Source organism: Novosphingobium sp. AAP93 (genome assembly GCF_001296055.1).
GTDB lineage: Bacteria > Pseudomonadota > Alphaproteobacteria > Sphingomonadales > Sphingomonadaceae > Novosphingobium.
This window is the reverse complement of sequence record NZ_LJHZ01000003.1, coordinates 117,853-137,898: the sequence shown is the minus strand read 5'-3', so window position 1 is coordinate 137,898 and position 20,046 is coordinate 117,853. Positions and strand designations below refer to the sequence as shown.

Genomic DNA, 20,046 nt, shown 5'->3' with positions numbered 1-20,046 from the left:
GCGGGGGAGGCGGCGGGGGAGGCGGCGGCGGCGGCGGCGGTGCCGGCGTCGTCGTCGTGGTCGTCACGGTCTGCGTCTTGGGCAGATACCGCGCCGAACGCTTGCGCTTGTGCTTGCCCTTACGAGCAACACCTTTCTTCTTGTACGACTTCTTGTGCACCTTGTGCTTGGACGGAGCGCCGGCATCGGCGAAAACCAGCACAGGGGCGGCAATCAACGATGCTGCGGCAACTGCGCACATCGCCCTGGCAATGAAGCCTGCAGGGGGGTTAGCCATCTTTCTACTCCACAAAAAAGCGGCGCCTCGCGAGCGGCGAAGGAAAATCAGCGAATGTTTTTATTGGACCCCAGCCCACACAGTGGACCCTCAGGAAAAATACCTATCATGTTTCGTTTGCGTGCGCAAAGCGGGAATGGAGATCTGCCTCGCATTCGCGGCAAGTTCCTAGATTAAAACGGAATTTTATGTTCATATTGGAGAGAAACATGCTTGGTTGCTGTTATGCGACCATTTCGCCGGGCTGGCATGCCGGATTGAGGTACAATGCGCAGTTGTTTCGGTCGGCAGAAAAAATCATTCAGGTTCAACACCCTTGGATGTCAATGCGCGGCGCCGAGATCGATTCCGCCACGCGGCCGCGGTGCCAGCCAGACGAGGATCGCTGCAACTGCGAACAGTACCGTGCAGCCCCAGAAAATCGCATTGGTGGCAAGAGTTACGCTTTCCGTTTGCACGATTCGCTCCAGTGCCATCCGTCCCTGGTCGGCGGTAAATCCCATACCTTGCGGCAGAGGGCGGACCAGACCAGCAAGATCCTCGTGCGCTATCTTGGCCTCACGCTCCCACATCGTCGTCGCGAGCGAGGTGGCAAAGGCTCCGGCCAGCGTCCGGACGAAGTTCTGCAGGCCCGCCGCTGATGCGGTCTGGTCCGGTCGCACCGATCCCAGCGCCAGCGACGTGGTCCCGATAAAGAAGAATGGCATGCCAAGCCCCTGCAGGAACTGTGGGAGCGAGATGGTGAAGAAGTCCATCTGGCTCACCCATCCCGTCCGCAGCAGCGAGACCACCCCGAGCCACACCACGCCGAACGTGATCAGCTTGCGCACGTCGAACCGGGCCATCATCCCGGCCGCTACGGGCGACATGATCACCGCCAGCACGCCGACAAAGGCGGTTGCATAGCCGGCGTAGGTTGCTGTGTAGCCAAGATTGGTCTGGAGGAAGAGCGGAACGACCACGATAGCCGAGAAGAACCCGCAATAGGCGATGCTCTGCGCCGCCACCGCGGCCGTATAGCCGCGCTGGCGGAACACCGAGAGGTCGACCACAGGATTGGCTTCGGTCAGCTCCCAGATCAGGAACGCCGCAAAGCCGATCACCGCGATGACGGCCAGCGTGCAAATGAAGGTGCTGGCGAACCAGTCGGAATTGCGTCCTTCGTCGAGCATGATCTGCAGCGCGCCGACCCAGACCACCAGCAGCGCGAGGCCGATGTAGTCGATAGGCCGCCGCACTGTCGGCGTCTCGAAACGCAGCAGGTAGCGCACTGCAAAGAACAGGCAGAAGGCGCTCACCGGGAGGTTGATGAAGAAGATCCAGTGCCAGCTCCAGTCATCGGAGATGGTGCCGCCGAAGATGGGGCCGAGGATCGGCGCGACGACCACCGTCATGCTCCACAGGCCCAGCGCCATGCCCACCTTCTCCGGCGGGAAGATGCGCGTCATCAGGGTCTGCGACATCGGCATGATCGGCCCGCCGCTCAGGCCCTGGAACACGCGGAAGATGATCAGCGCCTCGAGGCTGCGCGAAAGCCCGCAGAGCAGCGAGAACAGGGCAAAGCCGGTGATTGCGGCCAGGAACACCCGCACCGCCCCGAACCGCGCGGCGAGCCAGCCGGACAGCGGTACGCAGATCGCCTCCGCCACCGAGTAGGACGTGATCGCCCAGGTCCCTTGCGTCGGCGAGACAGCAAGGCTCCCCGCGATATGCGGCACCGAGACGTTGGCGATCGTGATATCGAGCACCACCACGAAATTCGCAAGCGCGAGGCTCATCGCCGCCAGCAACAGCGGCCAGCCCTTCAGCCGCGGCGTTTCAGTGCCCGCGGTCACGTCACTTCGCCCCGGTGTCGATCGTCGCGGTCATCGAAAGGCCGACGCGCAGCGGGTGCGCCTTGAGCTCCCTGGGATCGAGCGCGACGCGCACAGGCAGGCGCTGCACCACCTTGATCCAGTTGCCGGTTGCGTTCTGCGCCGGAATCAGCGCCTGCGCCGATCCGGTGCTGCCCGAAAAGCCCACCACACGGCCGTGATAGACCACGCTGGAGCCATAGAGATCGGATGTCAGTTCCACCGGCTGGCCCGGTGCCACGCGGCGCAGCTGGCCTTCCTTGTAGTTCGCATCGACATGGGCCTCGCCCAGCGGCACCACCGTCAGCAGCACCGTGCCCGAGGCGACCCGCTGGCCCGCCTGCACGTTGCGCTGGGTCACAATGCCGTCGACCGGCGCGCGGATCACCGTGCGCGCCAGATCGAGCTTGGCCCGGTCCAGCCGCGCCTTGGCCGCGAGCACGTCGGGGTTCTCCGCCGGCGCGGTGTCGCCGACCAAAGCGGCGTTGGCATTAGACTGCCCTTCCGCCGACCCGCGCGAGGCCCGCGCCTGCGCGAGGTCTGCCTCGGCCACCGTCAACTGGCCCTGCGCCGCCGCAAATGCGTTGCGCGCGCTCGAAAGCTCTTCGCCCGAAACCGCGCCGCCCGAAACCAGCGCCTCGCGCCGGGTCAAGTCCAGCCTGGCGCGGGCAAGGTTTGCCGCTGCGACACCGACCAGCGCCTGCTTGCGCTTGATATCGGCATCGGTCGCCTGCACTTGCGCAGCGAGCGCGGTGCCGGTCTCGACCGTCTGGTTCACCCGCCGCAGCGCCTGCGCCACGGCGGCCTCCGCCTCGGCCACGGCAATCCTCGCGTCCGCCGGATCAAGCTCGATCAGCACATCGCCCTTCTTCACCGCCATCGTGTCGACCGCCGCGACGCGGATCACGGTCCCGCCTGAAAGTGCGGTAACCGGCGCGATCTCGGCGGCGACGTAGGCATTGTCGGTTTCGACGTAGCGTCCACCGAAAAGCACTTCATAGCCGCCGTAGACGACGGCCGCAGCGAGTACGGCGCCGCCCAAGATCGCAAAGCCACGCTTGCGCTTTGCAGCGGCGTCACTGGCGGGAGGAGCGGATGCCATCGTCTGGGTATCTTCCAGCAAGATCTGGGGATCGCGGTCGGCCATCGGGTGCTCTTTCGTCATGCTTTGGTGCTGAAGCCGCCGCCCAGCGCGCGGATCAGCTCGACATTGAGGGTCAGCGCACGCGCATCGAGCGCGGCGACAAGCTGGCGGTTGCGGAGCAGCGCATCCTGCGCCGTCAAAACCGAGAGGTACGGCGAAAGCCCGCCTTCGTAGCGCCGCCGTGCGATGGCGTAGGCTTCCTCCGACGCGGCCAGCGCTGCGTGCGCCTCGGCCTGCCGGGTTGCCAGCGCGCGTTGCGAAGCGGCTGCATCGGCGACTTCGTTGAGCGCGCGGACCAGCGTCTGGTCATACTGGGCGACCGCTTCGTCATAATCGGCTCGCGCGGTGCGGTAGTTCCCCTCGATCCGCCCGCCCGAGAAGATCGGCAGGCTGACGGCCGCGCCGGCCTCCCCGATCTCCGAGCCATTGGCGGTCAGGTTGCCGAGCCCCAGCGATTGCAGGCCGATGAATCCCATCAGGTTGACGTTGGGATAGAATCCGGCGCGCGCCACGGTGATCCGCGAACTTGCAGCCTCTGCCCGCAGCCGTGCGGCGGCGATGTCGGCTCGTCTGCCAACGAGATCGAGCGCGAGATTGGTCGGCAGGCCCGGCACCGGCAGCGCGCGCGGCGCGGGCAGGGCGATCTTCGCGCCGCGCTCAGGTCCGGCACCGATCAGCGCGGCCAGACGGTTGCGCGTCAGTTCGATGGCTTCGTCCGTGGCGGCAAGGTCTCCACGCGCCAGCGGCACCGCGGCATCGGCCTGGCGCTGCTCACCGCGCGTGTCGAGCCCGCTCACCACCCGGCGGGCGACGAGCGCGGCGACTTCCTCGCGCTGCTTTACCGCAGCCACGTCCACCTCGCGTTGGGCGGCCAGTCGAGCCAGATCGGCGTAGGCGGCGGCAATCGAGGTCGCCAGCGCCAGCCGCGCCGCTCGCGCCTCGATCAGCGCCGCTTCGCGCTCCGAGGTGGCGGCCCGCAGTGCGGCGCGGTTCTTGCCGAAGAAATCGAGCTCGTAATTGAGATCGAGCGTGAAACGCCCGCTGTCGTTGAATCCCTTGGGCACGAATTGCCGCGGAAAGCCGTTGTTGTAGCTCTGCTTGACCTCGGTGACTTGCCCGTTTGCCGAAAGCGAAGGGAGCAGTCCGGCCCCGGCTCCGGTGGCATAGCCCGCCGCCTTGCGCGCCCGGGCATCGGCCACCGCCAGCGTCGGCGAACCGGCAAGGCCTTCCTCGATCAGCGCGGAAAGCTGAGCGTCGCCATAGTCCTTCCACCAGCCGTCCCCGGGCCACTGGCCCGTCGGTTCGCTCTGGACGACGCCGAGCGTCCCCGCATCGCGCAGGGATGGGCGTGCGCCGAGATCGGGCATGGTGGCACACCCCGCCAGCAGCGCAGCCGCGCCGAGCAGAAATGCCGCCCGTTTCATCGGTAAGGGGAAACGCATCAATGACACCATAATGACAGTACGGTTCGGTCACTAACGCAATGGGCGCTTGCAGCGGCCAAGTCAAGTGAATAAGTGTACGGAATGGTCACTAGCGACACACTGGCCAGGGGGAGGCTGGGGCGGCAAAGCCCTGACGAACGGCGGGAAAACATCCTCGCCGTGGCGGCGGAGGCGTTTGCCCTTGAGGGCTACGGCATCACCTCGATGTCGACAATCGCCGCGCGCCTGGGCGGTTCCAAGGCGACGCTCTACAAATACTTCACCTCGAAGGAGGAACTGTTCCAGGCCGTCATGCAGCGCAAGTCGCAGGCGGTGATCGGCCCGTTCGAGGAACTCGCTGACCGATCGACCGATCCTGAGACGCTGCTCCGCGCATTTGGAATGATCTTCCTCACGAGGCTGTGCCAGCCCGACGCGCTTGACATCCATCGTACTGTCCATGGCGAAGGCCAGCGTTTTCCGGAAGTGGCGCGGACGTTCTTCGCTTATGGGCCGGATGCCGCCTATGCACTGCTGACACCGGCGCTGGAACGGTTTCACCACGAAGGGCAGATCGATTGCCCGGACCCGCGCCTTGCCGCCGAACAATTCTTCGCCATGGTGCGCGGCGATATCCACTTGCGCGTTTCCAGCGGGCTTGTTCCGCCGCCGTCCGAAGCCGAAATCGAGCGGCAGGTGAACCACGCCGTCGGCATTTTCGTGCGCGGCATTGCGCGGCGCGACCGTCCCGGCTGAAATCGGCAGCGACCCTTCCATCGCCCCTTGACCGCACGCCCCGCGCACGGGCACACCCCGACCCGCATCGGCTCCACCCGGAACCGGTCCCAGGCTGACTACAAAAAGGAGAGGCCATGTTCTCGCACGTGATGCTCGGCAGCAACGATATCGAGCGCTCGAAGACCTTCTACGACGCCGTGTTCGCGGCCTTCGGCGGCAAGCCGGGGTTCGTCGATCCCAAGGGCCGTCTGGTCTATGTCCACAACGGCAGCAACTTCATCATGACCAAGCCGATCAATGGCGAGCCGGCCTGCTGCGCCAATGGCGGCACGATCGGTTTCGCGATGACCCCCGAGCAGGCCGATGCCTGGTACGCCGCCGGTCTCGCCCATGGCGGCTCGGCTTGTGAAGATCCGCCGGGGCCGCGTGAAGGCACGCCGTTCTACCTCGCCTATCTGCGCGATCCGGACGGCAACAAGCTCTGCGCGCTCCACGTGATCGGCAACTGAGACAGTACGGGACTGACATGACGCTCGAGACCGTTTCGACCAGCAAAGCGCACGGCGGCACGCTGGGCGTCTACAAGCACCAGTCCACCGCGACGGGGACGGGAATGACCTTTTCGGTCTTCCTGCCCCCGCAGGCGGCAGAAGTCGGGGCCAAGCTCCCCGTGCTTTTCTACCTTTCCGGCCTGACCTGCACCCACGCCAATGTGACGGACAAGGGCGAATACCGCCGCCTGTGCGCCGAGCTTGGCCTGATCTTCGTCGCCCCCGATACCAGCCCGCGCGGCGAGGGCGTGGCGGACGATGCGGAAGGTGCCTACGATTTCGGCCTCGGCGCCGGCTTCTACGTCAACGCCACCGAGGAGCCCTTCGCGGCGCATTACCGCATGTGGGACTATATCACGCAGGAACTGCCCGCGCTGATCGCTGACAACTTCCCGATCGATCCGGCGCGCATGGGCATCACCGGCCATTCGATGGGCGGCCACGGCGCGCTCACGATCGGCCTGACTTTCCCGGACAAGTTCAAGTCGCTCTCCGCCTTCGCGCCCATCGTCGCGCCCGGACAGGTGCCGTGGGGCCACAAGGCGCTCGGCGGCTATCTCGGCCAGGACCGTGCCGTGTGGCGCGCGCATGATGCGGTGGCGCTGATCGAGGACGGCAAGCGCCCGGCGGGTGACATTCTCGTCGATCAGGGTGCGGCCGACGGCTTCCTTGTCGAGCAACTGCGCCCCGAACTCTTCGAGGCGGCCTGCAAGGCAGCGGGGGTCAACCTCACCCTGCGCCTGCAGGAAGGCTACGACCACAGCTACAACTTCATCTCGACCTTCATGGACGACCACCTGCGCTGGCACGCCGCGCGGCTGTAACCACCGGGATCGCCCCCTACTCCGCTCATGCTGAGCTTTTCGAAGCATGCCGGCGCGACCGTCGTGTCGGCACCCTTCGACAGGCTCAGGGTGAGCGGAGTTTGTTTGGGTTTGCGTTGAAGACGCGGCTTTCGCCTACTTCCGCACGTCCTTCGCCACGGCATCGAGCAGCCCGTTGACGAACTTCGTCTCGCGCGCATCGAAAAACGCGTGGGCGACGTCGAGATACTCGCCGATCACCGTGCCGACGCCGATGTCCGGGCGCGCTAGCAGTTCATAGGCACCCGCGCGCAGGATCTGCAGCATCGTGCGGTCAAGCCGAGAAATCGACCAGCCCTCCGCCAGTCGCCCCGTCAGCACGCTGTCGATCTCCTCTCGCCGCGCCGCCACGCCGCGCACAACGTCGTCGAAGAAAGCGACGTCCGCCTCGTGGTACTGCTCGTCCTCGATCTCCGCGCCGAGCCGGTGCATGTGAAATTCGTCGAGCAGCAAGTGCAGCTGCGGCTGCTCCATCTCGAGCTGGTAGAGCGCCTGCACGGCGGCAAGCCGCGCGGCGGAGCGGGCGGTCAGGCGCCCTTGTTTGTTGCTACCGGCGGTGCGCGTCATATTCCAAGCCTCAGTTCGATGGAGCGGGCATGGGCGGCAAGGCCTTCCGCTTCGGCCAGCGCCACGGCAGCCGGTCCCACCGCGCCGAGCGATGCTTCGCTGACGCTGAGGAAGCTGGTGCGCTTCATGAAATCGAGCACCGACAGCCCGGAGGCAAACCGCGCGCGCCGCCCGGTGGGCAGCACATGGTTCGGCCCCGCGACATAATCGCCGATGGCTTCGGGGGTGTGACGGCCGAGGAAGACCGAGCCCGCGTGGCGGATGCCCGCAAACAGCGCCTCGGGATCATGGGTCGCGATCTCGACGTGCTCGGCGGCCAGCGCATTGGCCAGCGCGGGAGCCTCTGCCAGCGAATCGACCACCACGATCACGCCATGCGCATCCCAGCTGGCGCGGGCGACAGCGGCGGTCGGCAGCAGTGCGATCTCGGCCTCGACCGCAGCCGTCACCGCATCGGCAAAGGCCGCATCGTCAGTGATCAGGATCGACTGCGCGGCAGGGTCATGCTCGGCCTGGCTGAGCAGGTCGGCGGCAATCCACTGCGGGTCGTTCTGCCCATCCGCAATCACGAGGATTTCGGAAGGCCCTGCCACCATGTCGATGCCGACCACGCCGTAAAGCTGGCGCTTGGCCTCGGCGACCCAGGCGTTGCCCGGACCGGTGATCACATCGACCGGCGCAATGCGCTTCGTGCCATAGGCCAGCGCCGCAATCGCCTGCGCCCCGCCGACGCGCCACACTTCATCGACACCCACGAGGTGCGCAGCGGCCAGCACCAGCGGATTGACCTGTCCCTTGGGCGTCGGGGTGGTCACCACCAGTCGGCCCACACCCGCGACCTTGGCCGGAATGGCGTTCATCAGCAGCGAAGACGGATAAGCCGCGCGACCGCCCGGGACATAGAGCCCCGCGCCATCGACGCCGTGCCACTTCGCGCCGAGCCGCACGCCGGAGGCATCGGTGTAGTCGCGGTCCTCTGGCAGCTGCGCTTCGTGGTAAGCCCGGATGCGTTCCGCCGCGAGTTCGAGCGCGGCGCGCAAGGCGGGATCGAGCGCGTCGAACGCCTCGCGGCAGGTCTCGGCGGGAATGCGCCAGTCCTCGCCAAGGTCGTGGCCGTCGAACCGCTTGGTATAGTCGGCCAGGGCCTCGTCACCCCGCGCCCGCACATCGGCGAGGATCGCGGTCACATCGCGCGCGACATCGGCATCGCTCTCGCGCCGGTCACTGACGACGGCGGCAAAGGCTTCGGCAAAGCCCGCGTCCCGGGTGTGAAGGCGCTGCATCAGGCCGCCTTCCGCCGGGCAACGAGTTCGCGGAAGCGATCGATCAGCGCGCCCATGCGCACCGGATCGGTCTTCAGCGCGGCGCGGTTGACGATCAGGCGCGCCGAGACCGGCATGATCCGGCTCGTCTCGACAAGGCCGTTGTCCTTCAGCGTGCGGCCAGAGGACACGAGGTCGACGATCCGGCTGGCAAGGCCCAGCGAGGGAGCCAGTTCCATCGCGCCGTTCAGCTTTACAACTTCCGCGGCGACGCCCAGCTTCTCGAAGTGGCGGCGGGTAAGGCTGGGATATTTGGTAGCAACCCGCGCATGGCTTTCCCGCGCCGTGGCCCCGCTGGCGACAGCGTCCGCAGGCTCCGCCACCGAGAGGCGGCAGTGCCCGATATCGAGATCGACCGGCGCATAAAGGTCGGCGTAGTCGAATTCGTCGATCACATCCGAACCGACGATCCCCGCCTGCGCCGCGCCATGCGCCACGAACGTCGCGACATCGAAGGCGCGGACGCGGATGATCGTCATGTCGTCGCGGCTCGTGGCAAAGCTCAGCTTGCGCGAGGCCTTGTCGAAGAAGTCCGCCTCGGGCACGACACCGGCATCGGCCAGCAGCGGCAGCGCCTCGTCGAGGATGCGGCCCTTGGGCAGGGCGAAAACGATGGGTGTTGGCGCAGTCATGGCGCATGGCCCCTATGGCAAAGGGCCGGAAAGGGCAACCGTATGGAACGGGTCATGGATTGGAGCGATGTCGCTGAGGCGATCCGCTGGCAGGCCGATCATGCCGCCAAGAACGGCGCGCCCTGCACTGCAAGGGTGGTGCGCGCGCAGCTCGCCCTTTTGGAAAGCGACACCGAAACCGGCCGCCGACTTGCCACCTGGCCCGGCAAGCCGCTCGAAGACGCACTGCCGCTGCGGCTGGCCGGCGGCTTCCATCATCTGGTCCTCTCCGGCACGGATGTGCGGCTTGGCGAGGTCTATCGCGGCGAGCTGACCGATCAGGACGCCGTCGACGCGCTGATCCTCGAACTCACGCACCGATACGACACCGCGCTGCTGCCCTGGCTCGATGGCCCGCCGCAGACCAACGAAGCGGGCCGCTCCGCCTCGATCATGGCCGCGCTGCTGTGGCTGTCCCCCCGCGTCGGGCCGCGCTTCGAGATGAACGAACTTGGCGCCAGCGCGGGCGTCAACACGATGATGGACCGCTATCACTACAACCTCGGCGGCACCCAGGTCGGCCCGCAGGATTCGCCGATGCAGATCAAGCCTGAATGGCGCGGGCCTCCACCGCTGTCCGCCCCTGTGGAGATCACGTCGATCCAGGGCTGCGACCGCGCGCCGGTCAATCTCGCCGATCCCGCGCAGGCGCTTCGGCTGAAAAGCTACGTCTGGGCCGAAGTGACCGAACGGCTGGCCCGGATCGACGCCGCGATCCACCTTGCAGGCGAACACCCCCCGCATCTCACGCAGATGGATGCTGGCGACTGGGTGGACCATCGCCTCGCCGCACCGCTCGAGGAAGGCACCACCCGCGTCTTCTACCACTCGATTGTCTGGCAATATCTGCCGCCTGAAACCCGTGCGCGGATCACCATGGCGATAACTGGGGCAGGGGAGGCAGGCCAGCGCCTCGCGTGGATCATGCTGGAGACCAACCGCGAAACCTTCCGGCACGAACTCACCGTGCGCCATTGGCCCGGCGGCAGCGAGCCTGCTTTGCTCGGCGAAGCCCATGCCCACGGTGCGTGGGTCGCGTGGCACGGCAAGGCGTGATTGGCCGCACCAACCAATTGCGGCGGCTGCCTCCCATGCTAGCCTCTCGGTAAACCTGCCTAGGAAGCCCTGCCCATGCGCCCGATGAAACTGATGCTTGCCGTCCTCGCGCTAGTCGCTGTCCCCGCCACGGCCCTGGCCGATTCTCCGCCGCTCGATTGGCGCACCAAGGTCCGAGCCTTCAACATCGAACACTGCAAGCACCCCGCCTGGGGCACCTCGCATTCGGACCGCGACTACGCACTCGCCAAAGCCATGGCCGCCACCGACAAGGTCGCGCTGGACGACGACGTGCTCTTTGCCGCTGCCTATCTCCACGACATTGCCGCCTTCAAACCCTACGAGAAGCCGGACCTCGACCACTCGGACGTAGCGGCGGACCTTGTCGGCGAAATCCTCGCGCCCACCGGCTTCCCCATGAGCAAGCTGCCCAAGGTGCAGGCCGCGATCCGCGAGCACATGTACTACCGCACACCGACCGTCCCCGAATCGCTTTACCTCCACGATGCCGATGCGCTCGATTGGCTCGGCGCGATCGGCGCGGCGCGGATCATGGCGCTGGCGGACCCCAACGGCGCGCAGCCCGATGGCCCTGCGGTCATCCCGATGCTGCAGGCAAACCTCAAGGATGTGCCCGCCCGCGTCCTCTCGCCCGCCGGCAAGGCGCTGATGCCCGCGAAGCGCGATCTGCTGGCAAAGTGGCTCGAGACGTTGTCGGCGGAGACGGAAGCGTTCAAGACGCTCTGATGCATCAGGTCCACTACCGCCCCTACGCCAAGGCCGACGAAGACGCCGTCATTGCCCATATCCTCGCGATCCAGCAGGGCGAGTTTGCCGTGCCGGTTACCGCCGAGGATCAGCCGGACTTGCGCGCGGTGGCGGACGTCTACCAGTCCGGCACCGGCGGGTTCTGGGTTGCGGAGATGGAGGGCCGCATTGTCGGCACCATTGGCCTGATCGGGTTCGGAAATGGCGAGGGCGCGCTGCGCAAGATGTTCGTCGCCGCCGAAGCGCGCGGGCAGGGGCATGGGGTGGCGGCGCGGCTGCTCGACATGCTGATCGATCATGCCCGCACCGTAGGGATCACCGGGATCACGCTCGGCACGATCGAACGACTGCACGCCGCGCGGCGGTTCTATGCGAAGAACGGCTTCTTCGAGATCGCGCCGGAAGACTTGCCGGATGGCTTCCCGCGCATGCCGGTCGACACGCACTTCTACCGGCTGGAACTGGCCTAGCCATTCACGCCGGCTTCGTCATTGCGAGGAGCGCAGCGACGAAGCAATCCAGGGCCGCTGGGCACACCCGCTCTGGATTGCTTCGCTTCGCTCGCAATGACGAGGTGGTATTGTGGCTGCTACCCCAGAAACGCATCCAACGCGGCGTTGACCTTGTCCGGAGCTTCCCACGGCACGAAGTGGCCGCAATCGGGCACCTGCACCAGCGTGAGGTTCGGGATCATCGCGTCCAGCCCGTCAAGGTTTGCAGGCGGCAGTGCCATGTCGTCCATCGCCCAGATCACCAGCGTCGGGATGCCGAGCGGCGGCAGCGGCGGCGGAGCATAGCCCTCCGGCAGCGCAAAGGGGGCGTCCATCGTAGGCACGTCCATCGGGCTGGCGCGGTACCAGTTGAGCATGGCAATCGCGCTGTCGCCGTTCGACCAGTCCTTCAGCAGCGCCTCGCGCTCGACCTCTTCCATCACCGGCGCACGGTCCCAGTTGAGCGCCTTCGCCAGCAGCGCGCCCAGCCCGTGCTCTCGCACCAGGGCATCGTTCGCGGTGTCGCGAAACGCCCGCATATACTGGCTCGCGCCGCGCTGGACAGGATCAAGGTAGAGCAGCTTCTGGAAGATCCCCGGATGCGGCGCATTGGCGACCACCGCGCGCGTCACCCGCGTGCCTTGCCCCATCAACGCCACGCCCCAGGCAATCGCGCCGCCCCAATCATGTCCCAGCACCGTGAACTGCCCGACGCCCAGCGCATCGGCGAGCAGGAAAATATCGCCGATCAGCTTGTCCGGCGTGTAGTTTTCCACCCCGTCCGGCTTGGACGATCCGCGATAGCCGCGCTGATCCGGCGCGATGCAGCGGAAGCGGCCCGAAAGATGCGCGATCTGGTGCCGCCATGTGCGGTGCGATTCGGGAAAGCCATGGAGGAACATCAGCGCCGGCGCATCGCGCGGGCCCGTATCCACCACGTCAAGCTCGATGCCGTTTGCCAGCGTGATGCGGGTGAGGTCCATGCTCATTGTGCGCTCTCCACCGCCGGGACTTCCAGCTTGTTGGCATAGCCGTTCGCGACCAGCGCGGCCATGCGGTCGAAGATTTCCTCGGGCGTGCGGCAGGCTTCGCCGATCATCTGCTCGAAGCCCGTCGCGACGATGATCTCGCGCTTGCCGGCGGCCATCTCAGCCAGCATCTGCGCGACCGCCACTTGCGGGTCCATGCCCCCGTCGATCGCCTTGTCGCTCACCCCGCGGCGGCTGCCATCGGCATTGAGCGCATTGCGCGAGACGTTGGTGCGCACCGAACCCGGCGCGATGACGTGGACCTGTAGCCCCTCGCCAGAAACTTCAGTCCGCAGCGCGTCGGCATACCCGATCAGGCCGAACTTGGCCGCACTATAGGCCGTGCGCATCGGCACGCCGACTTTGCCCGCCACGCTGGAGACCATGGCGATACGGCCCTTCCCCCGCGCCACCATGCGCCCGATCAGCGCTTGCGTCAGCGCGATGGGAGCCAGCAGATCGACCGCGATGATCTTTTCATAGACCGCGTAATCGGTGTTCACGGCGAGGCTGCGCTGCGAGATGCCGGCATTGTTGAACAGCAAATCGATCCCGCCGCTGCGCTCCGCCGCCCAGGCCCAGGCCTGCTCCGCCGCGGCAAGCCCTGCCGGGTGGTCGGTCGCCTCGAACGGCAGGACAAGCGCCGTGGCGTTGCCCTTTGCGCAGTCCGCCGCAACTTCCGCCAGCGCTTCCGCATTGCGGCCCGAGAGGATCACATGCGCACCCTCTGCCGCCAGCCCGCGCGCCATGGCCGCGCCGATTCCCGATGATGCCCCGGTGATCCATGCCACCTCTCCGGCAAATGCCATGTCTGTCCTCTCCCGTTGTCTTTCTAAAGATTGGCCCGCGTGTTCGGCACCTTGGGCAGGGGGATGAATTCCTCCTCGTCTCCCGGCACCTTGGGAAAGCGCCCTTCGTCCCAATCGTGCTTGGCCTGCGTGATCCGGTCCCGGCTGGAGCTGACGAAGTTCCACCAGACGTGGCGCGGCGTAGAGAAAGCCTCGCCGCCGAGCAGCATCACCCGCCCGCCGCTTTCCGATGAGAGTTTCAACGTCACGCACGGTGCCAGCACCGCCAGCGCGTAGAGCTCCAGCGGCACGCCATCCACGCTCGCCTCGCCGCCCACCAGCATCACCGCGCGCTCGTCGGCGCTGGGATCGACGGGGATTGCGCCGCCGGGCGCGAAGAGGATTTCGGCATAGATCGTCTGGCTGTGCTGGGTCGTGGCGGCGGTCTTGCCCCACAGTGTGCCCATGATCACCCGCGCGGTGGTGCAGCCGTCCTCGATCAGCGGCAGGTCCGCCTGCTGCTCGAACGCCGGTTCGATATCCTCGCGCCCGTCTGGCAGGGCAAGCCACGTCTGCATGCCATAGAGCGCGGGTCCGCCGGCTCGCTCTTCCGCCGGGCTCCGCTCCGAATGGACGATGCCGCGCCCCGCCGTCATCAGGTTGACTTGCCCGGGCCGGATCGTCGCGAACGTGCCCAGGCTGTCGCGGTGGTCGATCGCACCGGCGTACTTCCCGCCGAACAGCAAGGTGACGGTCGCAAGATTGATATGCGGATGCGGCCGCACGTCCATTGCGGTCCCGGTGGGGAGCACCGCCGGGCCGAACTGGTCGACGAAGATGAACGGCCCGACCATCGTCCGCTCACGCGAGGGCAGCACGCGCCGAACCTGAAATGCGCCGAGATCGTGGGTCACCGGGGTCAAGGTCTGCATCACGGGTTCGATCATCGCGATACCTCCGTCTCGAGCAGTTCGAGGATGTTCACCGGAAACACCGGCTCGTGCCACTCTGCCAGTTCGGCGGCGCTGAACCAGCGGAATTCCTTGATCAGTGCTCGTTCGAGGTCGGTGTGGCCCGCGCAATCGGGCGTGAAGCTCGTCGTGCGCACGCGGAAAAAGCGCTCGTCGGAGGTGACCGGCTCGCCCTCAAGCGTGATGAAATCGTCCATCCGCTGCGCGATCTCCGGCCCGCAGTTTTCCACCTGCAGGCCGGTCTCCTCGAACACCTCGCGCACCGCCGCCGCGTGGAAATCCTCATCCGGATCGCATTCGCCGCCCACGCCGCACCAGAACGCGCGGCGGCTCGGCGGGGCAAAGCGGATCAGCAGCAGGCGTTCGTGCTCGTCGATCAGCAAGATGCGCGCCGCACGGCGAATGCGGCGAGGCGAATTACTCACCGGGCGCACGCGCCTTGATCGCCAGCGCATGGACACGCTGCCCCGGAATATCCCCCAGCGCCTGATTGACCATCCGCTGGCGCATCACGCGTGAGACACCGGCAAACCGGGCACTGGTGATCTCCACGGTGAAGTGCGATTCGCCCGTGCCATCATCGCCCATGTGGCCACTGTGGTGAGCGCTGTCGTTGATCACGGCGAGGTGTTCGGGGGCAAACGCTGCGGTGAGCAGCGCGGTGATTTCCTGGGCGATGGGTCCGGTCATGCGTGTATCTTAACCGATCGGTGAACGAGGGGAAGGGCGCCCGAGCGTCGATCCGCGTTGTAACCGAGAAACTATCCATTCCGAACATAACTTCAGTGCTGTGGGCGGGAGCGCATTGGAATGAGGGTATTGCAGGTTCTGTTGCCGGTCGCGGCGCTGCTGGGCTTGCCCGCTGCGCCGGTTGCCGCGCAGTCCTTGCCCGGACCCGGCCACTTCGCCGTCGCCTTGAGCGGGTTCCAGACTGCGGCCATCGCCGCCGCCACCGACGGGCCGTCCGCCGGAGAAGGCCGCGTGCTTTCCGAGACCGAGCTCGAAGTCAGCCCGCTCCGGCGCACCAAGGGCGGCACGCTGCTCGGCGCGCGCGGGGTGATCAACCTCACCGCCGCGACCGGCCGCCAGACCTCGTCCTGGCGCGCTGCCATCCCCGAATGGAGCGTATTCGCCTCGGGCACCTTTGGCCGCATCGAAGTGGGCGAGCGTGCCGGGTTCCCGCAGAGCCTCGTCGGCTTCACCCCGTCCGAAATCGCGCTGGTCTCGGCCCCGTTCGGCCCCGTTGGCGGCACCCGGCTCGATCCCGATGGCCGCCTGCCAACGCGTGCGTTGCCCGGTCCGCTGGCCGCGCGCGTCAATGCCCTCAGCACACTGGGCTATGCCGCGCGCTTCTATGCGGATCGTTCCGCCAAGGCGATCTGGGTCACCCCGCGCACGCGCAGCGGCTTCTACGGCGCCGTTTCCTATGCGCCGACGGTCCGCCAGCGCCCCGGCGCATTGCTTGGGCAGGGCGGACAGGCCGCGCTGCCACTTCCAGCGCAGCCACGCCGCAAGGATCTCTTGCAGGCCGCCGCCGTGTGGAATCACCGCAGCGCCGATCTCGATCTCACCCTCGCCGCCACGTGGTCACATGTGCGCGAGCTCGGCGTCGATGGACGATGGCGCGGTCTCGGTTCGGTGAGCGGCGGGGTCTCCGGCACGCTGCACGACACCTGGGCGTTCGGCCTCAGCGCTGGAATCGATTCGCGGGCTCCAACCGGCGGCGCGCGACCCTACGGCGTCATCGCCAGCCTCGACCGGGTCTCGGGTCCGTGGACCGTGGGCGGCTATGTCCAGCACGCCCGCGCCGCGCGCCGCGATGGTGTGCCGGGGGACGATACGCTCGATGTGATCGAGGGCGGCGCTTCGCTGCAGATTGATCGCAATCACGATCTGCTGGGGGCGGGCCGCTACACCGAAGCGCGCGTCTTCGTGGCCGGCTACCACTTCCGCCTCGCCACAAATGCGCCCCAGCCGGAGCCGGTCCAGCAGGGCCTCGTTATCCTTGCCGGCGCGCAGTTTTCCTTTTTCTAGCAGCCAAGGAGCCAGACCGATGACCGATACGCCGAAGATTCCCGTCCGCATGGCCGTCGCCGCCGCAGCGCTTGCCGCCGCCTTCGTCGCCGCCGAGGCGAGCGCGCAAGTCAATGTGCCCAAGCCCAGCTACAAGTTCGAAAAGTGCTACGGCGTGGTGAAGGCGGGCATGAACGATTGCTTCAGCCCGGTCCACAGCTGCGGCGGCACCGCAAAGAAGGACAACGAGCCCAACGCGTGGGTCTATGTGCCCGCCGGCGTGTGCAAGAAGCTTGTCGGGGGAGAGCTGTCGCCGCCCGAAAAGGGCTGAGCGCGCGAATTTTCCCGATAGCACGGCTTCCATCTTGGGCCATGATTGCCCATGTGGGGCAGCTCATGAGACATGATCGCTTCCATGGCCGCGTGCAGGGCACCGGGCAACTCTGTGCCGTTCCGGGGTGCAACGAGGCCGGCGAATTCCGCGCGCCCGGCGTCCGCGCGCCCGGCTTCGACGGGCCGGGCGATTACCGCTGGATGTGCCTCGAACATGTGCGCGCCTTCAATGCAGGCTACGATTTCTTCGCCGGGATGACGCCCGAGGAAATCATGGCCGCACAATCTCCGCTTGCCGGATGGGCCACGGAAACGCGCACCTTCCGCCCCACTGCCGGGATCGATCAGGCCCCGCGCTGGAACGACTTTAACGATCCGCTCGATGCCATTTCCCAGCGCGCCAAGGCTCGCCGCGAGGATGCGCTGCACCGGCAGGAAGCCGCCCGGCGCGGCATCGGACCGGAAGAGCGCAAGGCCTATGAGACGATGGGCCTCGGCTTCGATGCCGATCGCAAGGCGCTGCGTGCGCGCTATTCGCAGCTCGTCCGCCGCTTCCACCCCGATCGCAACGGCGGCGACCGTGCCTACGAAGGCCGCCTGCAGGCGGTGATCGACGCCTACAACCTGCTGCGCGCGACTCCCGCCTTCAACGTCTGAGGCTGGACAAGCCCCCCGTCCGGCGCAAAGCTGCGCCATCGGATAGGGGGGACGCATGCGCGACGAAGACCGGCAACTGGGAATGGACCGGGCGATCACCCGGCGCGATTTTGTCAATGGTGTCGCTTCTGCCGCGCTCGCCGCCGGCATGCCATCGGCGGCGCAGGCCGCTCGCCCCAGGGCCGTCGTCACCCCGGAAGTCGATCCCAACCCCTATCCCCCCGCCAAGCAAGGTATGCGCGGCTCGCACGCCGGCACGTTCGAGGCAGCGCACATGCTGCGCGATGGAACGCTCAAGCTGGCGGACGCGGAAGACAGCGGCGAGACTTATGACCTGATCGTCGTCGGCGGCGGGCTTTCCGGCCTCTCCGCCGCGCACTTCTTCCACAAGCGCGTGGGTCCCGGTGCCAAAGTGCTGGTGCTCGACAACCACGACGATTTCGGCGGCCATGCCAAGCGCAACGAATTCCGCGTGAACGGCAAGCTGCTTTTGTGCAACGGCGGCACGCTCAACATCGAGAGCCCCTCGCGCTACGACAAATGGTCGCGCGTGCTGCTCGATGATATCGGCGTCGACATTGCCCGGTTCGAGCGCGACAACACCGCGAATGCCACGCTCTACAAGTCGCTCGGCATGGGCCACGGCATGGTCTTCGACGCCGAGACCTTCGGCGGCAAGGACACCGTGCTCGCGATGGGCGGCGGCTGGCGCGGCGGCGCGATCGAGCCCGCGAAGCTGGAAAAGGCCCCGCTCACGCCCAAGGCTCGCGCCGATCTCGCGCGGCTCTTCGCCAAGGAGCAGCCCGATTATCTCCCCGGCCTCGATCAGGCGGCGAAGAAGGATTGGCTGGCGCGCCATTCCTACAAGGAGTTCCTCACCGAGAAAGTCGGCGTCGATCCGCAGGTCTACTGGCTGTTCCAGATGATCGGCATGGCCAGCTTCTGCGTCGGCGGCGATGCCGTGCCCGCGCTGTTCGGCTGGGTGCAGGGCTATCCCGGCTTTTCCGGCATGAACCTTGGCGATGTGCCCGCCGATCTCTTTGCCGACCTTCCCGGCGGCCAGCATGGCCGGCAGCGCGAAGGCGACAAGTCGATCCACTTCCCCGATGGCAATGCCACCTTGGCGCGCCTGCTGGTCTCCAAGCTGGTTCCCGAAGCCACGGCTGGCCGCACGCAGGAAGACATGGGAACGGCGGTCATCGACTACGCCGCGCTCGACCGTCCCGGCGCCCCCACCCGCATCCGGCTCTCGAGCGTCGTCCTCAACGTGGCGCACAAAGGCGATCCTGCCAGCGCGGGCGAAGTCGCGGTGCACTATGCCAAGCAGGGAAAGCTCGTCGAAGTGCGCGGCAAGGCGGTGATCATGGCCTGCTGGAACATGGCGATCCCCTACCTGATGCCCGAACTGCCCGCCGCGCAGAAGGAAGCGCTCGCTTATGGCGTGAAGGGCCCGATGGTCTACACCAGCGTCGCGGTCACCAACTGGCGGCCCTTCGTGAAGCTCGGCGCGGCCAATTTCCATTGCCCGACGATGTTCCACCAGGAAGTCGGCCTCACCGAAGCGGCCAGCCTCGGCGATCTCAAGCACCCGCAGTCGCCCGACGAGCCGATCGTGCTCCACCTCGTCAAATACATGAACAAGCCGGGTCTCCCGCGCCGCGACCAGCACCGGACGGGCCGCGCCGAACTGCTTGCGATGAGCTTTGAGACCTTCGAGCGCGAAACCCGCCGCCAGCTGCAGCGCATGCTGGGCGGCGCCGGATTTGACGCCGCACGGGATATCGCCGGGATCACCGTCAACCGCTGGGGTCACGGCTATGCCTATACCTACAATTCGATCTACGATCCGGTGGAATGGGTCTACAGCGAGAGCCCCAGCCGCCCCTGCGTGATCGGCCGCCAGCCGTTCGGCCTCGTCAGCATCGCCAACAGCGACGCCGCCGCCAGCCCCCACACCGACGCCGCGATTCAGGAAGCCCACCGCGCGGTGCAGGAAGTGATCGAGCGGCGGACCTATCCGTTTGTACCGCGGCGGACGGCCTAATCCTGGAGCGCGGCGAGATCCGGCTCTACCCAGCCACGCCGCGCTTCCACGCTGAACAGCCGTTCCTTCGAATAGAAGCACAGCGGCCAGTTGCGATCGCCGATCTCGCTTTCCAGCAGCGCGTTCACGGCCTCCGCCAGCCCGGTCCCATCCGGCAAGGTTTCCGCAAAGGCCCGCACGCCCTTGATGTAGAGCTGCGTCAGCGTCTCGTGGTAGCCGCCGCTGTCGGTGTTCTGGGTGCCGACCGAGAGGTTGTAGGTGCTGATCGTGCCGGGCATGTCGCGCTCCGGCACGAAATCCGGCTTCTCGCGCAGCAGCCAGATGCACGCAGCCAGATGCGCCTCGTGCGTCCATTCCGCCTTGGGCAGCGTCCGCGCCAGCAACCCTTGGCCCACATGGCGCACCGCTGCATCATCGGCAAAGAGGCGGATCGGGTGGGCAGTCATGGCAATTCCTTGAAGGCGCAAAAAAAGAGGCCTCGCACAGG

23 protein-coding genes are annotated in these 20,046 nt (G+C 66.7%); 10 read left to right on the top strand and 13 right to left on the bottom strand.

Annotation, left to right across the window (positions count from 1 at the left end):
• The 4 genes from IP83_RS01305 to IP83_RS01290 form a co-directional block, all read right to left on the bottom strand.
• On the bottom strand, positions 1-277 hold a 277-nt coding region (locus IP83_RS01305), incomplete at its 3' end, for a hypothetical protein (RefSeq protein ID WP_197274238.1).
• A 323-nt stretch (positions 278-600) separates the two neighbouring features.
• Positions 601-2,055, bottom strand: a complete 1,455-nt coding sequence (locus tag IP83_RS01300) for a DHA2 family efflux MFS transporter permease subunit (protein ID WP_054120405.1) — start codon at positions 2,053-2,055, stop codon at positions 601-603.
• 58 nt (positions 2,056-2,113) lie between these two features.
• A complete protein-coding gene (locus IP83_RS01295; protein WP_054120391.1) occupies positions 2,114-3,277 on the bottom strand; it encodes an HlyD family efflux transporter periplasmic adaptor subunit in 1,164 nt (387 codons plus the stop codon).
• Positions 3,278-3,291: 14 nt separating this feature from the next.
• Entirely contained in the window at positions 3,292-4,698 is a 1,407-nt protein-coding gene (locus IP83_RS01290) for an efflux transporter outer membrane subunit (protein ID WP_231624859.1), read from the bottom strand.
• A gap of 102 nt (positions 4,699-4,800) precedes the next feature.
• On the opposite strand from IP83_RS01290, the gene IP83_RS01285 reads away from it, so the two are divergent.
• The 3 genes from IP83_RS01285 (at position 4,801) to fghA (ending at position 6,811) form a co-directional block, all read left to right on the top strand.
• On the top strand, positions 4,801-5,454 hold the full coding sequence (locus IP83_RS01285; RefSeq protein WP_054120390.1) for a TetR/AcrR family transcriptional regulator: 654 nt from the start codon (positions 4,801-4,803) through the stop codon (positions 5,452-5,454).
• Between the two features lie 116 nt (positions 5,455-5,570).
• Entirely contained in the window at positions 5,571-5,945 is a 375-nt protein-coding gene (locus IP83_RS01280) for a VOC family protein (RefSeq protein ID WP_054120389.1), read from the top strand.
• Between the two features lie 17 nt (positions 5,946-5,962).
• The gene (gene fghA / locus IP83_RS01275; protein WP_054120388.1) at positions 5,963-6,811 is read left to right on the top strand and encodes an S-formylglutathione hydrolase; all 849 of its coding nucleotides are present in this window, start codon (positions 5,963-5,965) and stop codon (positions 6,809-6,811) included.
• Positions 6,812-6,946: 135 nt separating this feature from the next.
• On the opposite strand, the gene nusB is transcribed toward fghA, so the two are convergent.
• Genes nusB through hisG form a run of 3 tightly spaced genes read right to left on the bottom strand, consistent with a single transcriptional unit; the run spans position 6,947 to position 9,371 of the window.
• Positions 6,947-7,417: a transcription antitermination factor NusB gene (gene nusB, locus IP83_RS01270; RefSeq protein WP_054120387.1), complete on the bottom strand. Its 471-nt coding sequence runs from the start codon at positions 7,415-7,417 to the stop codon at positions 6,947-6,949.
• Positions 7,414-8,700 (bottom strand): histidinol dehydrogenase, encoded by a 1,287-nt coding sequence (gene hisD, locus IP83_RS01265; protein ID WP_054120386.1) that lies wholly within the window; start codon positions 8,698-8,700, stop codon positions 7,414-7,416. Before hisD ends, nusB begins: the two co-directional genes overlap by 4 nt.
• Positions 8,700-9,371, bottom strand: a complete 672-nt coding sequence (hisG, locus tag IP83_RS01260; protein WP_054120385.1) for an ATP phosphoribosyltransferase — start codon at positions 9,369-9,371, stop codon at positions 8,700-8,702. The genes hisD and hisG overlap by 1 nt, the downstream gene beginning before the upstream one ends.
• Positions 9,372-9,425: 54 nt before the next feature.
• Between hisG and IP83_RS01255 the strand changes: the two genes are divergently transcribed.
• The 3 genes from IP83_RS01255 (at position 9,426) to IP83_RS01245 (ending at position 11,704) form a co-directional block, all read left to right on the top strand.
• Complete coding sequence (locus IP83_RS01255) at positions 9,426-10,466, top strand: DUF2332 domain-containing protein (RefSeq protein ID WP_231624858.1); 1,041 nt, start codon at positions 9,426-9,428, stop codon at positions 10,464-10,466.
• A gap of 75 nt (positions 10,467-10,541) precedes the next feature.
• Positions 10,542-11,213: an HD domain-containing protein gene (locus IP83_RS01250; protein WP_054120383.1), complete on the top strand. Its 672-nt coding sequence runs from the start codon at positions 10,542-10,544 to the stop codon at positions 11,211-11,213.
• Positions 11,213-11,704, top strand: coding sequence for a GNAT family N-acetyltransferase (locus IP83_RS01245; protein WP_054120382.1), 492 nt, complete (start codon positions 11,213-11,215; stop codon positions 11,702-11,704). The genes IP83_RS01250 and IP83_RS01245 overlap by 1 nt, the downstream gene beginning before the upstream one ends.
• Positions 11,705-11,823: 119 nt before the next feature.
• On the opposite strand, the gene IP83_RS01240 is transcribed toward IP83_RS01245, so the two are convergent.
• From IP83_RS01240 to IP83_RS01220, 5 genes are read right to left on the bottom strand one after another with little or no spacing between them, the layout of a single operon-like run.
• The gene (locus tag IP83_RS01240) at positions 11,824-12,714 is read right to left on the bottom strand and encodes an alpha/beta fold hydrolase (protein WP_054120381.1); all 891 of its coding nucleotides are present in this window, start codon (positions 12,712-12,714) and stop codon (positions 11,824-11,826) included.
• Positions 12,711-13,562 carry an SDR family NAD(P)-dependent oxidoreductase gene (locus IP83_RS01235; protein ID WP_054120380.1) on the bottom strand — a complete coding sequence of 284 codons (852 nt, stop codon included), beginning with the start codon at positions 13,560-13,562 and terminating at the stop codon, positions 12,711-12,713. The genes IP83_RS01240 and IP83_RS01235 overlap by 4 nt, the downstream gene beginning before the upstream one ends.
• A 23-nt stretch (positions 13,563-13,585) precedes the next feature.
• Entirely contained in the window at positions 13,586-14,488 is a 903-nt protein-coding gene (locus IP83_RS01230; RefSeq protein ID WP_054120379.1) for a pirin family protein, read from the bottom strand.
• Positions 14,485-14,937 (bottom strand): NUDIX hydrolase, encoded by a 453-nt coding sequence (locus tag IP83_RS01225; protein WP_231624857.1) that lies wholly within the window; start codon positions 14,935-14,937, stop codon positions 14,485-14,487. The genes IP83_RS01230 and IP83_RS01225 overlap by 4 nt, the downstream gene beginning before the upstream one ends.
• Positions 14,930-15,202, bottom strand: a complete 273-nt coding sequence (locus IP83_RS01220; protein ID WP_054120377.1) for a BolA family transcriptional regulator — start codon at positions 15,200-15,202, stop codon at positions 14,930-14,932. Before IP83_RS01220 ends, IP83_RS01225 begins: the two co-directional genes overlap by 8 nt.
• Before the next feature lie 120 nt (positions 15,203-15,322).
• Here IP83_RS01220 and IP83_RS01215 point away from each other — a divergent pair, with 120 nt between their 5' ends.
• From IP83_RS01215 to IP83_RS01200, 4 genes are all read left to right on the top strand, one after another.
• Entirely contained in the window at positions 15,323-16,546 is a 1,224-nt protein-coding gene (locus IP83_RS01215) for a porin (protein WP_082364398.1), read from the top strand.
• A 19-nt stretch (positions 16,547-16,565) separates the two neighbouring features.
• Complete coding sequence (locus IP83_RS01210; RefSeq protein ID WP_054120375.1) at positions 16,566-16,856, top strand: DUF2282 domain-containing protein; 291 nt, start codon at positions 16,566-16,568, stop codon at positions 16,854-16,856.
• Positions 16,857-16,921: 65 nt separating this feature from the next.
• Positions 16,922-17,515, top strand: coding sequence for a J domain-containing protein (locus IP83_RS01205; protein ID WP_054120403.1), 594 nt, complete (start codon positions 16,922-16,924; stop codon positions 17,513-17,515).
• 55 nt (positions 17,516-17,570) lie between these two features.
• Positions 17,571-19,559, top strand: a complete 1,989-nt coding sequence (locus IP83_RS01200) for an NAD(P)/FAD-dependent oxidoreductase (protein WP_231624856.1) — start codon at positions 17,571-17,573, stop codon at positions 19,557-19,559.
• On the opposite strand, the gene IP83_RS01195 is transcribed toward IP83_RS01200, so the two are convergent.
• Positions 19,556-20,005, bottom strand: coding sequence for a hypothetical protein (locus IP83_RS01195; protein ID WP_231624855.1), 450 nt, complete (start codon positions 20,003-20,005; stop codon positions 19,556-19,558). The two genes, IP83_RS01200 and IP83_RS01195, sit on opposite strands and share 4 nt — an antisense overlap.
• Positions 20,006-20,046 lie beyond the last annotated feature (41 nt).

Coding starts and splice junctions, on each gene's coding strand:
- IP83_RS01300 (WP_054120405.1), bottom strand. CDS start 2,055: ATGAGCCTCGCGCTTGCGAATTTCGTGGTGGTGCTCGATATCACGATC.
- IP83_RS01295 (WP_054120391.1), bottom strand. CDS start 3,277: ATGGCCGACCGCGATCCCCAGATCTTGCTGGAAGATACCCAGACGATG.
- IP83_RS01290 (WP_231624859.1), bottom strand. CDS start 4,698: ATGAAACGGGCGGCATTTCTGCTCGGCGCGGCTGCGCTGCTGGCGGGG.
- IP83_RS01285 (WP_054120390.1), top strand. CDS start 4,801: ATGGTCACTAGCGACACACTGGCCAGGGGGAGGCTGGGGCGGCAAAGC.
- IP83_RS01280 (WP_054120389.1), top strand. CDS start 5,571: ATGTTCTCGCACGTGATGCTCGGCAGCAACGATATCGAGCGCTCGAAG.
- fghA (WP_054120388.1), top strand. CDS start 5,963: ATGACGCTCGAGACCGTTTCGACCAGCAAAGCGCACGGCGGCACGCTG.
- nusB (WP_054120387.1), bottom strand. CDS start 7,417: ATGACGCGCACCGCCGGTAGCAACAAACAAGGGCGCCTGACCGCCCGC.
- hisD (WP_054120386.1), bottom strand. CDS start 8,700: ATGCAGCGCCTTCACACCCGGGACGCGGGCTTTGCCGAAGCCTTTGCC.
- hisG (WP_054120385.1), bottom strand. CDS start 9,371: ATGACTGCGCCAACACCCATCGTTTTCGCCCTGCCCAAGGGCCGCATC.
- IP83_RS01255 (WP_231624858.1), top strand. CDS start 9,426: ATGGATTGGAGCGATGTCGCTGAGGCGATCCGCTGGCAGGCCGATCAT.
- IP83_RS01250 (WP_054120383.1), top strand. CDS start 10,542: ATGCGCCCGATGAAACTGATGCTTGCCGTCCTCGCGCTAGTCGCTGTC.
- IP83_RS01245 (WP_054120382.1), top strand. CDS start 11,213: ATGCATCAGGTCCACTACCGCCCCTACGCCAAGGCCGACGAAGACGCC.
- IP83_RS01240 (WP_054120381.1), bottom strand. CDS start 12,714: ATGAGCATGGACCTCACCCGCATCACGCTGGCAAACGGCATCGAGCTT.
- IP83_RS01235 (WP_054120380.1), bottom strand. CDS start 13,562: ATGGCATTTGCCGGAGAGGTGGCATGGATCACCGGGGCATCATCGGGA.
- IP83_RS01230 (WP_054120379.1), bottom strand. CDS start 14,488: ATGATCGAACCCGTGATGCAGACCTTGACCCCGGTGACCCACGATCTC.
- IP83_RS01220 (WP_054120377.1), bottom strand. CDS start 15,202: ATGACCGGACCCATCGCCCAGGAAATCACCGCGCTGCTCACCGCAGCG.
- IP83_RS01215 (WP_082364398.1), top strand. CDS start 15,323: ATGAGGGTATTGCAGGTTCTGTTGCCGGTCGCGGCGCTGCTGGGCTTG.
- IP83_RS01210 (WP_054120375.1), top strand. CDS start 16,566: ATGACCGATACGCCGAAGATTCCCGTCCGCATGGCCGTCGCCGCCGCA.
- IP83_RS01205 (WP_054120403.1), top strand. CDS start 16,922: ATGAGACATGATCGCTTCCATGGCCGCGTGCAGGGCACCGGGCAACTC.
- IP83_RS01200 (WP_231624856.1), top strand. CDS start 17,571: ATGCGCGACGAAGACCGGCAACTGGGAATGGACCGGGCGATCACCCGG.
- IP83_RS01195 (WP_231624855.1), bottom strand. CDS start 20,005: ATGACTGCCCACCCGATCCGCCTCTTTGCCGATGATGCAGCGGTGCGC.